The following is a 13,660-nucleotide window of genomic DNA, read 5'->3' on the forward strand; positions in this document are numbered from 1 at the left end:
GGGACGTGGGGCGGGCTGAGGATGAGAGATCGCCTCTGCGTGAACCTGCGCCCGACGCGTAGCGGTCGCCGAGGGCGCGGTCGCGAGCGTGGTGCTGCGGGGCGGAATGAGGGGCGCCTTGCGGAGCTCGCGCCGAAGCGCCTCCAGCCCTGGCCGCAGGACATCGCGCCCCCGAACGAGCGCCTCGCCGTCGATGCCGCAATCGTCCGCGATCGCCCGCCAGTCGAGACCTTGGCCCCGGGCCGGAAGCCGTTCGTTGCGGTGGAGCACCTCCACCAGATGAAGCTTGAGTTTCTCGACGTCCCGCGGCGAGAGCACCATAGGCCCTCGCAGCTTCGCGAAGTCGGAGATCATCCGCGAAAATGCGGGGTTGCGTCGTTCTCGTGCCAGGGTCCGCCGTCCTTCCTGCTGGGGTCCCGCCAAAGCGGCGGCGGACGGCAAGGACGCAGAATGAGCGGCGGCTCCCCCCAGAAGCTGGATCGAAAACCTGTGGATGGCGCATCTGAGACTGGAAGCGTCTGAAGGCGGGCTTGCTGCTCTAGGACCGCTTGAGAGCGGGTCGTCAGCCCGGTCCGAGCAGTCGGCCAAGCAACGCCTCGAAGCCCTGGCCGATGGCCAGGAGCCGTGTGTCAGAACCCGCCGGGCCCTCGATCTCCAGACCAACCGGCAGACCGGCGGAGGTCAGGCCCGTCGGCAGGGTAAGTCCCGGCGCGCCAAGGGCGCAGACCGGAACTGTGTTGCGCGGCAAGGTCGGGTGCTCGGGGACTGTTTGGCCGCCGATCTCGATCGTGTCGTCCGGACCATCCCCGCCGGTGCCGATCGGCGGAGGGGATGTGGGCACGGTCGGGAAACAGAGCGCTTCGACCCCAACCTCCCGCAGCACCTGGTGGTAGGCGACGAGTAGGTCGGCCCGGGCGCTGACGCTGACCGCGCCTCTGGGAAACCGGCTTGCGGCTTCGAACATGGCGCGCGTGTCGCGGCTGGCGATCTGGGCCACGACCATGGCCCGGCTGAAGGGCTGGCCCTGTCGGCGGAAATAGGCGTCGAGGTCGTCGCGCATCCCCGACATGAAGAGCCCGCCGAAAAGCTGTTGTGCGCGTCCGATGTAGCTGGAGATGTCCACCGGCACGAACACCACCCCGGCGTCCGCCAGCCGTGCGACGGCGGCACGGCACACCCGTTCCACCTCGGCGTCGAGGCCCGCCCAATAGTGCTGTTCGGGAAGGCCCAGTCGGAGCCCGCGCAGCGCGGCCGGCGCCGGCGCCGGTGTTCCCGTCACCGCGGCGTGTATCAGGGCCAGATCGGCGACCGAGCGGCCCAGCGGCCCGGCGGTGTCGAGCGACGCGGCCAGCGGCACGATCCCGTCGTCGGGATAAAGCTTGGCGGCGCCGGCGATCGTGGGACGCAGGCCCGCCAGGCCGCAGAAGGACGCCGGAATGCGCACCGAACCGGCCGTGTCGGTGCCGAGCCCGACAGGCGCAAACCTGAGGGCGACGGCCGCGGCCGTTCCCCCGCTCGAGCCGCCCGCTATCCTGGTCCGGTCGTAGGGATTGCGCACAGGGCCGAACACCGGGTTGTTGGACGTCCCGCCTCCGGCCAGTTCGTGCATGTTGGTCTTGGCGAGCAGGATGGCGCCGTCGCGGAACAGGGCGCGCGCCACGCCGGCGTCGGCACGGGGACGCTGGGTCTTGAGAAGCGCCGTCCCGGCGGACGTCGGAAAACCCAGCGTATCGATGTTGTCCTTGATCACCACCGGCAAGCCCGCCAGACGGCCTTTCGCGCGACCGCTGGCCCGCGCCCGGTCGGCGCGGCGCGCCTGGTCCATCACCCGGTCGGCGTCGATCCAGGTCAGGGCGTTGTGGTCGGCAGCGGCGGCGCGTCGCGTCAGCAGCGCGGAGGCGTAGTCTTCCGCCTTCAGCGAGCCGTCACGGATGTGGGCCAGCGCCTCGGTGGCGGTCAGATCGATCAGGCGGCGGACGCGGTCGACGGCCGCGGCCGCTGCGGCCGTCGCAGGCAGGCCCGCGCCCGCCACGGCCAGCACGGCCCGACGCGTGATCTCGGACGACATCGGCGTTCCCCCAAACCAACGCAGCTTAGCGCCAAGGAGGGAGGCGCCAAGCCTCACCGCTTGAGCCGAGCCGAGGAACCGAACGTGCGCTCGCAGACCTCGTCCCAATGTCTCTCCGTGGCGCATCTGCGACAGACGGCTGAAGCGCCCTGTGACTTGACGAGCCTGATGCCCAAGCTAGTGGGTCATTGGAATGTCGCACCTTGTAGACGTCCCACATCTCCAGTTGGATGGACCCGGGAGGCGTTTTGGTATGGCTTGGCGGGCGCCATTTCCGCGTGCGCGCGCGACGTGGGCGCGGGCCGTTCTGCTCGGCCTGGCCATGGCTGCGGCGGCGACGGCGCTGCGGTGGGCCGTCAACTCGTTCATCGGCTACAGCCTGCCCTTCATCACCTACTTCCCGTTCCTGCTCGCGGCCTCGATCTGGGGCGGCGCGTGGGGCGGCGTAGTCGCCCTCGTCGCGTCGGCCCTGTTCGCGGGGCGGCTCTTCTTCCACCCTGACGACCCCCTGCGGATGTGGGCCCTGGGGTCGTTCGTCATCGCCGGCGGATTCGTCATCGCGGCGGGTGCGCTCCTGGCCGAGGCGGTGCGGGTGTCGCGCGACCGCGAGCAGCGCCTCGAGGCGACCGAGGCGCAGCTTCGGACATTGGTCGGCGAGCTAGGCCACCGGGGACGCAACGCGATCTCCGTGCTGATGGCGATCGTAACCCAAAGTATCCGCCGAGCCGGCTCGTTGGAGGAAGCCGAGCAGATCATCAATGCGAGACTGGAGGCCCTGGGCCGGGCGCAGGGAGAGGTTCTGAAGGCCGAGGGCGGCGCAGCCTCGCTTCCAGCATTGCTGTCGCGGACGCTGGAGCCCTTCGATCTCACCCGGTTCGAACTCGAGTGCGACGGCGCGGCGGTGGTGCACCCCGACGCAGCGGCGGGCGTCTGTCTGGTGATCCACGAGTTGGCCACCAACGCCGTCAAGTATGGCGCGCTTTCGGCGCAAGGCCGGGTTCGCGTCTGCTGCCGGGCACACGGGGGCAAGTCGCACCTGGAATGGCGTGAGATCGGCGGGCCCAAGGTCGAGCCGCCCCAGGCGCACGGCTTCGGGCATCGGCTGCTGCGGGGCGCGCTGTCGCCACACGGCGGCAGCGCAACCCGGCGGTTCGAGCCGGATGGCGTCGTCTGTGAGATCGAAATCCCTACCGCGGACGCACCGAGCAGAGTGGCGGTCCATGCCAAGTCGGAATTGCCGCCCCGATCGACCGCCGGCTCAGCCGACGTCGCAGCGCAATAGTCGTCGCCAGCGGCCGATCATCCGCCTCAGCGTCCGATGCGATGGCGAGCGCCAGGTCTGCTTCCTGCAGACGCGCCAAGGTCCGGAACTGGCGTCGGGCTGATGTCAGCGCATCCCCGCGGCTACCGTGGAGAGATGAGCGCGGTCGTGGCGTCCAGAAGCGCGTCGACGCGGTCGGCGCCGAACCGTTCGGGCTCGATCGGGTAGAGCATCATCCAGCCGTCGCCCATGGCGCTGAGCTGGTCGGCGAGCATCTCGGCCGGGATGTCCTGGCGGATCCAACCCTGTTGCTGGCCCTCGGCCATGATCCCGGTCAGAATCTTGCGGTAGTGCGCGTAGCGACGCTGGTAGGTGGCGGCGAGCGCCGGGTCGTGACGGGCGTAGGCCAGGAGTTGCAGACCGGCGATCCACCCGGGCTCGGCGTTGGTCATCTCCAGCCAGCGCTCGAACATCCGGCGCACGCCATCGAGGCCGCCCCGGATCTCCAGCAGGCTGTCGAAGTCGTCGAACCGGCTCTCGATGACGGCCGCCATCATCGCTTCCTTGTTCGCGAAGTAATACGAGACCGCGCCCGTCGTGCATCCGGCGCGCTGCGCCACCTTGCGCAGGGATGCCGCCGCAAATCCCTCTTCAGCGATCACCTTCAGCGCCGCGGCGATCAGTTCAGCCCGGCGGCCTTCACGATCGCCCACAGGGCGGCCGCGCCGGCGCGTGGGGGGCGGAGCAGGGGGATCTTCCGGGATCGCGAGGTCGTCAGCCATGGCCGGCAGCATAGCGTGTTCGCCGCGGGTCTCAATTTTCATCACACATATTATGATAACAGATGTTGCGTAAATAAGATGGCGCTGTTACGCATGCTTCATCGAGATGCGGAGCGTGGAGGAACGCAGCGATGGAAGAGGCTCTTCGGAAGGCGTACCGCGAGGACGGCGCGGTCCTGATCAAGGGTGCGCTCAGCCCGGACCAGCTGGTGCTGTGCCGCGCCGCGTTCGACTGGGCGATCCAGAACCCCGGTCCCCACGCCAGCAAGATGTACAAGGACACCGGCCAGCGCAGTCACGTCGACAACTGCAACCCGATCGCCAAGCCGAAGCTCGACGAGCTGGTGGCGTCGCTGCCGCTGGGCGCGATGTTCGCCGACCTCTGGGGTTCGGAGCACGCCTGGTACTTCGCCGAGGAGGTCTTCCTGAAGGAGGGCGGCGTCGGCGCCCGCACGCTATGGCATCAGGACACGTCCTACCTGCCTTGGGCCGGGCAGCACTGGGGCAACGCCTGGATGAGCTTCGAGGCCGTGCCCAAGGCTAATGCGCTGGAGATCGTCCGCGGCTCCCACCGGGGGCCGCGCTACGACGGCACCACCTTCATGGACCCGGAGGTGCCCAACGATCCGCTGCATGGCGGCGACGTGTGGCCTCGGCTGCCCGACGTCGAAGCGGAGCGAAAGGCCAATCCCGACGCCTACGACATCCTGTCCTGGGCTACCGAGCCGGGCGACGTGCTGTGCCTGCACCCCGCCAGCCTCCACGGCGGCGCGCCGGTGGACGCGGCCTTCCCGAACCGCCACACCCTGGTGCTGCGCTTCTTCGGCGACGACGCCACCTTCAGCCCGCTGCCCGAGGTGAGCCGCTCCGGCTACGCCCGCGATGGCGTGCTGTTCAAAGAGGAGATGTCGCAGCTCAACGCCGGCGAGCCCTTTCGCTCGCCCGTCTTCCGCCAGGTCGCGTGAGGGCGGGGACGATGAGCGTACAGGACAAGACGCGCCTGCAGGTCATCCCGGCGTCCATGCAGGGCATGTACGACGCCTTCCACTTCGCGCCGGCCACGCGGGTGGGCGACACGATCTGGGTCTCGGGCCAGGTCGGCATCGACGCCGAGATGCGGCCCGGCGAGGGCATGGAGGCCCAGGCGCGCCTGGCGTTCGAGGGGCTGAAGACGGTGCTGGAGGCGGCGGGTGCGAGCCTGGCCGACGTGGTCGAGCTGGTGACCTTCCACATCGACCTGCGCGGCGACATGCCGGCGTTCCGGGCGGTGAAGGACGCCTACTTCCCCGACCGCTACCCGTCCTGGACGGCGGTCGGCACGACACAGCTCGCGTTGCCGGAATTCCTGGTCGAGGTCCGCGCCGTCGCTGTCGTCGGCTGCGGCAAGAGCTGACGGGACCCACGCAGATGAAGCTCGCGACGACGACTACGGCGCTTGCGCTGTCGATCCTGCTCGCCGGTTGTTCCGATAAGGGCGAGCTCAAGAACTCGGACTGGACCGTGCTGGGCAACAGCTCGCAGATGCAGCACCACGCCGGCCTGACTCAGATTAACGCTGAGAGCATCGGTAAGCTGGGCCTGGCCTGGGCGGTGGAGATGCCCACTACCTACGGCCTCGTCGGCAATCCGCTGATCGAGGACGGGGTCGTCTACCAGGGCGGGCCGGGCGGGCGGATCTTTGCCAACGACCTGAAGACCGGCAAGCTGCTCTGGCAGTTCCAGGCGACCTATCCTGAGGCCGAGGGCGACGGCCAGTCGGTGGGCGGCTACTGGGCGCGCCAGTTCAATCGCGGCGTGGCCCTCTACAAGGACAAGGTGATCATCGCCACCGGCGACTGCCGGCTGGTCGCCGTGGACAAGGCTAGCGGAAAACAGCGCTGGGAAGCGCAGAGCTGCGATCCCAAGCTGGACTACGGCATCGCTGGTGCGCCGCGTGTGGGCGGCGGCCTGGTGTTCATCGGCAATTCGAACCAGGAGCTGGGCACCCAGCGCGGCTTCGTCGACGCCTTCGACGCCGAGACCGGCAAGCGGAAGTGGCGGTTCTACACGGTGCCCGGGGACCCGGCGACCGAGACCGACCCGTTCTACAAGGACATCGCCAAGACCTGGGGAACCGGCTGGCACGACAAGACCCGCGGCTCGGGCGCGCCTTGGGATGCGCTGACCTACGACGAGAAGCTGGGCCAGCTGATCATCGGCACGGGCGCGCTGGGGCCGGGCGAGCCCAGCGCCCGGGCGGCCGACGCCGGTGACGAGCTCTTCACCAACTCTGTGGTCGCGGTCGACGCCAAGACCGGCAAGTACCGTTGGCACGCCAAGCAGGTGCCGCACGACGGCTGGAACTACGAGGCCGCGGTCGGGCTGATGGTCGCCGACGTGCCTTTGGACGACAAGCCGCGCCACGTTGTGGTCAGCGTGCCCAAGCAGGGCTTCGCCTACGTCTACGACGCGGCCGACGGCAAGTTCCTGGCGGGGACGCAGTACGTCGACGTGGCCTGGGCCAAGGGCCTGGATAAGGCCGGCCGGCCGATCCAGAACCCCGAGGCCATGTACTGGAACCGGCCGGGCCAAGAGACCCTGGTGCTGCCGGGCGGGATGGGCGCGCACGGCTGGGAGGCGCTGGCCTTCGACCCCAAGTCCAGCACGCTCTACATCCCCGCCATGGTGATGCCGGTCAGCCGCACGGCCGACGGCGCCTATGACTGGTTCTACGGTCTGCGACCGGACGCCAAGGTCAAGCCGAGCGGCCAGGTGGTGGCCATCGACCTGACGACGAACGTCGTGAAGTGGCGGACCGTGACGTCCCGTCTGCCGGTCAACGGCGGGCTGCTGCACACCGCCGGCGGCCTGGTGTTTCAGGGGCTGGCCGACGGGCGCCTGCTGGCCTTCGACGAGTCGACCGGCAAGGTGGTCTGGGGCCGGCAGACCGGCGGCGCCATCCGCGCGGCGCCCTCCAGCGTCATGCTGGACGGTGAGCAGTATATCGTCGTGGCCACCGGCAATGGCGCGGCCTCGGCCTCGGCTTCGCTGGTCGGGCGCTACAGCTCGACGCCGGAGGCGCGCACGCCGCCCCGCCTCCTGGCCTTCAAGCTGGGCGGAAAGGCTGCCTATCCGGCGCTGGCGAAGTCCGAAACCGTGCCTGCGCCGGCCCTCCCGCGTCCGCAGCCAGCCCTGGTCGCTCGCGGCGAACTGCTCTTCGCCAACTACCAGTGTGAGTACTGTCACGGCACGGATGGCGGCGCGTCGGTCGGCGGCGGGATCCCGAACCTCAACCGCACGCGGATGGACCTCGCCGCCTTCAAGGGCGTGGTGCAGGGCGGCGAACGGCGGGCCGGAGGCATGCCGCAGTTCAAGGACATGCCGGACCCCGACGCGGCTGCGCTCTACGCCTACGTCCTGAACAGCGCCTGGAATGCGCATGAGGGCAGGACGGAGGCGTCGGTGACACACCGGGCCTTCTGACGCCGGCGCCGCAGGGGGCCCGGCGCGAGCAGCGGCCCCGAGGATCAACGAGGCGGGACACCTCCCAACGTCGCAGCCCCGGCGCGGCGGGCGAGGTCGGCTGCCTGACGCCCACCATGCCGCACGCGGCGCAGCCCTCGGGGGAGAGGCCAGACATGAACACGCTTTCGAAGACGCGCCGCTGGATGTTGCTGGGGGCGACGGGCCTCTCGTGCCTGACGGGGGCGGCGAGCGCGCAGACGGCGAGCGAGCCCACTGCAATCGACGAAGTGATCGTCACGGCTCAGCGGCGGGCGGAGCGCCTGCAGGACGTGCCGGTGGCGGTGACGGCGCTGGGCGCCCAGGCCATCGCCGACGCGGGCATGACGAGCGCGACCGACATCGTCGCCCAGGTGCCCAACCTCCAGGCCGTGAACACCTTCGGCAATTCCACGCCGCAGTTCACGCTGCGCGGGGTGTCGAACACCGAGTTCAACCCGAGCTCGAACACGCCCATCCCGGTCTACAGCGACGACCTGCTGCTCAACAACCTGGCCGCCCAGGGCTTTGCGCTGTTCGACCTCGACCGGGTGGAGGTGCTGAAGGGGCCGCAGGGCACGCTGTTCGGCTACAACGCCTCGGCCGGCATCATCCATTTCGTGTCGGCGCAGCCCACGAGCACGCCTCAGGGGCGGCTCTACGCCAGCTACGGCCGCTTCAACGATGTGGCGGCCAATGGTTCGGTCAGCGGCCCGATGCTGGGCGATGCGGTCCGCGGGCGGCTCGCCTTCACCGCCCGTGACGGCGACGGCCATTTCAAGAACCTGGTGAACGGCGAGCCGCTGGGCGAGGACGAGCGCTGGGCGGTCCGCGGTCTGGTGGACATCGACGTGGGCCAAGACACGCTGGCGCAGATCAAGCTGCAGACGGGGCGGTTTCTCGGGCAGCCGACGATGCGGCCAGCCGAGCAGGCGGTGCAGCCGCTGACGGGCCAGATGCTGGGCGGCACGTACGACCTCTATTCCACGACGCAGCAGTTCGAGCGGGTGAAGGCGAGCGAGGCGTCGCTGCGCCTGACCCACCATTTCGACGGCTTCGACCTGAACACCGTGACCGGTGGGGTGTTCACCCGGACGCACCTCGCGTTCAACTATGTGGACGGCGTGACCCAGGGCGTCCGCGACCTGGGCTATGGCGCGGGACCCGTGCAGACGCCCTACTACGGGGTGCAGAGCGGGCGGGCCAAGTCGGACCAGTTCACCCAGGAGGTGCGGCTGTCGTCGACCACGGAGGCCCCGCTGCAGTGGATCCTCGGGGCCTTCTACATGCGGGAAGACCTGGAGAGCACCGGCTCCTTTCTGCTGGGCGACGACTCCGGAGCCTTCGGTTATCTGGGGGGCGGCGCGCCCGCGGTGTTTCTCGTGCTCGACGACTACGAACAGAAGATCGCGTCGGTCGCGGCATTCGCGCACACAACTTACCAGGCGACGGAGAAGCTGAAGGTCACGCTGGCCGGCCGGCTGTCGCGCGACAAGCGCAAGCTGGACCAGGACTTCTACAATTACGACGGCTTCGGCACCTTCATCGATCCGCGGACCGCGAACCCCTACGATGTGAAGCCGGGCGACGTGACCGACCTGAGCGGCGTGGAGAACGTGCGGCACGACCGGACCTGGAAATTCTGGAGCGGTCGCCTGGGCGTCGACTACCAGATCGACCGCGACAAGCTCATGTTCGCCAGCGTGTCGCGCGGCGTGAAGAGCGGCGCCTTCAACACCGCGGCGTTCATCGACGTGGCCGAGATCAACGCGGTCGATCCCGAGAAACTGACGGCCTACGAGGCGGGCGCCAAGACGGAGTGGTTCGACCGCCGCCTGCGGGTGAACGGATCGGTCTTCCTCTACCAGGTCGACGGCTATCACCAGAAGGTGGTCAACCAGTTCGGGCAGGAACTGCTGGCGCCGGCGGACGACGTCGAATTCCGCGGCTTCGAGATCGAAGCTCGGGCCATCCCGATCCCGCACCTGATCCTGGAGGTGGCCGCCGGCTGGTCGAAAGGCGAATACAAGGACTTCCTCAGCCCGAACGATGCGGGAGGCTTCGACCAACTGGCCGGCAAGACCGTGCCCTACACGGACCGCTGGGACGTGAGCGCCAAGGCCTCCTACGCCTGGACGCTGCCAAGCGGCGGGGTGCTGGAGCCGATGCTGGAGTACTCGTACCTGCAGGGCGCCTTCAGCGAGGAGACCAACGCGCCCAAGGACGTCACCCTGTCTCCGAAGGCGAAGACGGACGACATCCACCTGGTCAACGCCCGGCTGTTCTACAGCCTGCCGGGCGACAAGGTCCGTCTCGGGGTGTTCGCCAACAACCTGTTGGAGGAGGATGGCGTCCTCCGCCGCACGCCCCTCGACATCTTCGGTAACACCCTCAGTATCTATGCGCCGCCGCGCACGGTGGGCGTGGCGATCGAAGCGACATTCTGAGCGAGGGAGAGCTGGGCTTGGTCGTGGCGCCTCATCGCCAGAGTGCCGACGCCGGTGTCCGCTTTGCGGCCTGACGCCAAGGTCGGCTAGCGGCGCATCTGAGACGCCGGGCTGCGCTTCACGAATGGGTCCGTCGTTCTATCTTTCGTGGTTCCGCCACTTGCACAGACATGCAGAGGTCGCGGGTTCAGGTGCCTGGTTCCCCGCCATGCAGCGGCGACGGCGTAGACGCAATTCGGGCGCGTTCGCCCGACCGCCACAACGGCGAAAGGTGTGGACAGACTGTCCTCAAACCACGCGACGGAGGCGGGCTCCTGGGGCGTTGGCGCCGCTTAGAGGGTCTGCTGCATGGCCGGAGCTCGCGCGAGCGACCGCGGGCCGACTGCCGGCACGATGGCAAACAGCTCTTGAACCGGGTGCCTCCCTCCTGACCCGCGTCAGTTCCAGGAGCGCCCACAGAGGCTATCTACCGGCATGCTCAGAGCGAACCCTACCGCGCGCGTCGGCGCGCCGCCGTCGACGCCGCCGAGCCCGGCGCCTGCAAGCCGTTCAGCCAGTCGCTCTACATCGACCTAGCGCGGGACCCCGGGCGGCCTAAGCCCATCCATCTCGGCTATCGCTGCGGGCGGGAGTACCTGCTGCGGTTCCTGGGGACCTTGCGCGAGATCGGCGTGCACCACGTGATCCGCAATCTCAAGTACGGCCAGCGTCCCGCTGGAGAGGTGATCGAGGAGATCGGCCGCGAGATCGTGCCGCGGCTGCGCGAGGCCGCGCCCGCGGAGCTCTCCGGTTAGGCCGCGCGCACTGATTCTCGTCAGTGCCAACGGCGCGCTCGCCGCTCAGGATCGCAAGCGAAAGGAGCTCTGAATGGCGATGGTGGAGAAGGTCAAGTGGCAGGCGGCCGCCGACCTGCTGAGCGGGCAGATACGTGGTCAAGCGGCCCGGCTGGAGGTCGTCGCGGCGGCGCTTGGAGACCAGGTGGAGGCCGAGTGGGCGCCGTTCCACGGGATAACCTACGATCCGAAGGGCGACCTGTTCGAGATCCAGTTTGAAGGCGTGGATCATCTGGTGCGGCATCCACGTCAGTTCGCTATTCAGGAGCGCGCCGGGCGGGCGCACAGCTTGGCGGTGGTCGACAACAATGGGACCAAGCACATCATGCAGCTGCGCGAGCCGATCGCCTTGCCGCCAACCCCGACCTAGGTACCGCTCACGCTACAGCGCGAGATCAGCATCATCGGCCCTGGCACGTGGAAGCGCCGGCCGTTGGCGCCGTGCGGTCAAGCTCGCCTTGCCCGTCGGCGAGGCGGCGCCAGGGATCGTCCTGCACTGGGGCCGTTTGCACGCGCCCTGCGCTAAGGTCCGTCAGTGTGGCCGGCGTTGAACCGCGTAGCCTGATGGCCGCCCTGACTGAACCTGTAGAGTTTCAATGGGTCAGACTCCTCCAGATTTCTTGGGCGATCCCTTCGCGTGCTTCCCTCATCAGGGTCTGACGCGCCCCGGGAAGTTCCTGAGGGATTGTCCGCACGACGCGCCGGCGCCCGTGGCGCACAGTTGCGCCCGAGCATGAACCCGGAGTGGATCTCCGCAGGTGGAACGCTGCTCGCCGGACTGGCGGCCCTCGTCGCTGGCTGGGCGGCGCTTCGCGGCCTTGGAACATGGCGCGCCGAGCTTGTGGTTAGGCGCAAGACGGAACTTGCCGAAGAGGTCCTGGCTCAGTTTTACCAGGCGAGAGACGTGCTCACTTGGGCGCGTACGCCGGCGATCTCGGGGTCCCGAGGGGGCGACCACGACGCGCCCAGCGTCGGACCGCATCGGTCGCTCTCCGCACCGATCGAGCGCATCACGGAGGAGAGCGAACTGTTCTCGCAACTCCACGCCAATCGCTACCGCTTCATCGCCTACTTTGGGGAGAGGGCGTCTTCCGCGTTCGAGGAGATCCGTGCGGTCCACACCGAGGTCGTGGTCGCCGCGGGCGAACTTGTCAGGGACAGTGCAGTTTCGGCCGCGGGGGCTGAGCCCACACGCGGGCTCTGGGAAGGCGCAATCGGTTGGGGGCAAGGCGAGGACGACCGCCTCTCCCGCCGCGTCGACGACGCCGTCCGGCAGATCGAACAGGTCTGTCTGCCGCTGATACAGGAAGGCGCTGACCGCCATCCGTCGCGGGATCGCAAAGCGGCAAGCTGACGCCCGGCCATGCTCCGTAGCGCAAACCGTCTCAACGGACTTGGTGGACCCGCGCCGGCGTCGGCCGCAGTCCCGTGACATAAGCGGAGGCTTCCGGAGCCTGCAATCACGCCAACACGGCCCGCCCGTCGCCTCGCGTCCGCTGACGTCCGTCAGTGTGGCCGCTCGTCGGCCCGATTAGCCTCGTGGTCGCCCTGCCGAGAGGCGTTCGCTTTCCGCCGGGCAAGTTTCTCCAAAGAGCTTCGAAGGAGCATGAAATGAGAAGCGACGGCGATATCAAGCGGGATGTGGAGCTGGAACTCCGGTGGGATCCCAAGATCGGTTCGGATGACATCGGCGTCGCCGTCAAGGACGGCGTCGTGACCCTGACCGGCTTCGTCCGCACCTACAGCGAGAAGTACGAAGCGGAGCGCGACGCCAAGCGGGTCTCGGGCGTCGTGGGCCTGGCCAACGACATCGAGGTTCGCCTGCCGAGCTCGGACGAACGGCCCGATCCCGAGATCGCCAGAGAGGCTGTCAACGCCATCAAGAGTCAGCTTCCGATCACCTACGAACACATCACGCCGGTGGTGAAGAACGGCTGGGTGACCCTGGAAGGCGAGGTGGAGTGGTATTACCAGAGCAATCTGGCGGAGACTGCGGTGCGCCGGCTCAAGGGCGTAAAGGGCGTGAGCAACCTGATCCACGTCAAGCCGCGAGTCGCCCCGACCGAGGTCAAGCGCAAGATCGAGGACGCCCTCAAGCGACAGGCCGCACTCGAGGCGAACGACATCACGGTGGAAGCCAACGGCGGCGAAGTCATCCTGCGCGGCAAGGTCCGGTCCTGGGCCGAACGCAAGGCGGCCGAGCGCGCCGCCTGGCAGGCGCCCGGCGTCACCAAGGTCGATAACCGGATCACCGTGGGCCTGTTCGAAATGGCGTGACCCCCTCCACGAAAGCGCCCCAGCGCCGGATGGCGCTGGGGCGTTTCCGCATGGCGGGTTGCGGCAAAGCCGCGGCCCCCGCCGGCTATTTGGCGTAATGGAATGCCGGGAGCTTACCGACCGCGGCCTTGGTCGCGCCGCGGAGCACGATGCTCTGGGCGGTGACGGCGAGGGTGTTGTAGGGAACGGCCACAAGGCGCTCGCCGATCCCGAGGAAGCCGCCGACGCCGATGATCGCGAACAGCACCTTGTCGCGCCCGACGATCAGGTCGTCGATCTTGCCGATGGCCTCCGTTCCGTTGCTCACGGGCCGGCCGATGAGTTGGGTCGCGCGGTAGCCTAGCGCGACGGCGGTCACGTCGACCACGACCAGCGCGATGGGCTTGGGCGCCTGGGCGGCGGCCGGCGGGATCGAGGTCCCAGCGAGGATCGCGGCGCAGAGAGTGGTTCTGAAGAGCGTGTGCACGGGTGTCTCCTGGGTTTCCCGACTCAGCGACCGGCGGGTTGCGCCG

At 68.6% G+C, this 13,660-nt stretch carries 12 protein-coding genes and 1 pseudogene; 9 read left to right on the top strand and 4 right to left on the bottom strand.

Features of this window, described 5'->3' with window-relative positions; translation table 11 throughout:
* Both AX721_RS28465 and AX721_RS22675 read right to left on the bottom strand, forming a co-directional pair.
* A pseudogene (locus AX721_RS28465) lies at positions 1 to 321 on the bottom strand (hypothetical protein); the annotation flags it as partial.
* 241 nt (positions 322 to 562) lie between these two features.
* A complete protein-coding gene (locus AX721_RS22675) occupies positions 563 to 2,068 on the bottom strand; it encodes an amidase family protein (protein ID WP_068878237.1) in 1,506 nt (501 codons plus the stop codon).
* A gap of 253 nt (positions 2,069 to 2,321) precedes the next feature.
* Here AX721_RS22675 and AX721_RS22680 point away from each other — a divergent pair, with 253 nt between their 5' ends.
* Positions 2,322 to 3,350 carry a sensor histidine kinase gene (locus AX721_RS22680; protein WP_068878238.1) on the top strand — a complete coding sequence of 343 codons (1,029 nt, stop codon included), beginning with the start codon at positions 2,322 to 2,324 and terminating at the stop codon, positions 3,348 to 3,350.
* Positions 3,351 to 3,472: 122 nt separating this feature from the next.
* Here the strand turns inward: AX721_RS22680 and AX721_RS22685 are convergent, their stop codons facing one another.
* The gene (locus AX721_RS22685) at positions 3,473 to 4,111 is read right to left on the bottom strand and encodes a TetR/AcrR family transcriptional regulator (protein ID WP_068878247.1); all 639 of its coding nucleotides are present in this window, start codon (positions 4,109 to 4,111) and stop codon (positions 3,473 to 3,475) included.
* A 131-nt stretch (positions 4,112 to 4,242) separates the two neighbouring features.
* On the opposite strand from AX721_RS22685, the gene AX721_RS22690 reads away from it, so the two are divergent.
* From AX721_RS22690 to AX721_RS22720, 8 genes are all read left to right on the top strand, one after another.
* Positions 4,243 to 5,076, top strand: a complete 834-nt coding sequence (locus AX721_RS22690) for a phytanoyl-CoA dioxygenase family protein (protein ID WP_068878239.1) — start codon at positions 4,243 to 4,245, stop codon at positions 5,074 to 5,076.
* An 11-nt stretch (positions 5,077 to 5,087) separates the two neighbouring features.
* Positions 5,088 to 5,504: a RidA family protein gene (locus tag AX721_RS22695; RefSeq protein WP_068878240.1), complete on the top strand. Its 417-nt coding sequence runs from the start codon at positions 5,088 to 5,090 to the stop codon at positions 5,502 to 5,504.
* Between the two features lie 14 nt (positions 5,505 to 5,518).
* A complete protein-coding gene (locus AX721_RS22700; protein WP_068878241.1) occupies positions 5,519 to 7,573 on the top strand; it encodes a PQQ-binding-like beta-propeller repeat protein in 2,055 nt (684 codons plus the stop codon).
* A 155-nt stretch (positions 7,574 to 7,728) separates the two neighbouring features.
* Positions 7,729 to 10,038, top strand: coding sequence for a TonB-dependent receptor (locus AX721_RS22705; RefSeq protein WP_068878242.1), 2,310 nt, complete (start codon positions 7,729 to 7,731; stop codon positions 10,036 to 10,038).
* Between the two features lie 671 nt (positions 10,039 to 10,709).
* Positions 10,710 to 10,832, top strand: coding sequence for a hypothetical protein (locus tag AX721_RS28630; RefSeq protein ID WP_255355294.1), 123 nt, complete (start codon positions 10,710 to 10,712; stop codon positions 10,830 to 10,832).
* Between the two features lie 73 nt (positions 10,833 to 10,905).
* Positions 10,906 to 11,241, top strand: coding sequence for a DUF5335 family protein (locus AX721_RS22710; RefSeq protein ID WP_068878243.1), 336 nt, complete (start codon positions 10,906 to 10,908; stop codon positions 11,239 to 11,241).
* Positions 11,242 to 11,604: 363 nt separating this feature from the next.
* Positions 11,605 to 12,225 carry a hypothetical protein gene (locus AX721_RS22715; protein ID WP_068878244.1) on the top strand — a complete coding sequence of 207 codons (621 nt, stop codon included), beginning with the start codon at positions 11,605 to 11,607 and terminating at the stop codon, positions 12,223 to 12,225.
* Positions 12,226 to 12,482: 257 nt separating this feature from the next.
* Entirely contained in the window at positions 12,483 to 13,148 is a 666-nt protein-coding gene (locus tag AX721_RS22720) for a BON domain-containing protein (RefSeq protein WP_068878245.1), read from the top strand.
* Between the two features lie 85 nt (positions 13,149 to 13,233).
* Here the strand turns inward: AX721_RS22720 and AX721_RS22725 are convergent.
* On the bottom strand, positions 13,234 to 13,660 hold a 427-nt coding region (locus tag AX721_RS22725), incomplete at its 5' end, for a PRC-barrel domain-containing protein (protein ID WP_231754755.1).

It is taken from the genome of Phenylobacterium sp. CCH9-H3, from assembly GCF_001557235.1.
GTDB lineage: Bacteria > Pseudomonadota > Alphaproteobacteria > Caulobacterales > Caulobacteraceae > Phenylobacterium.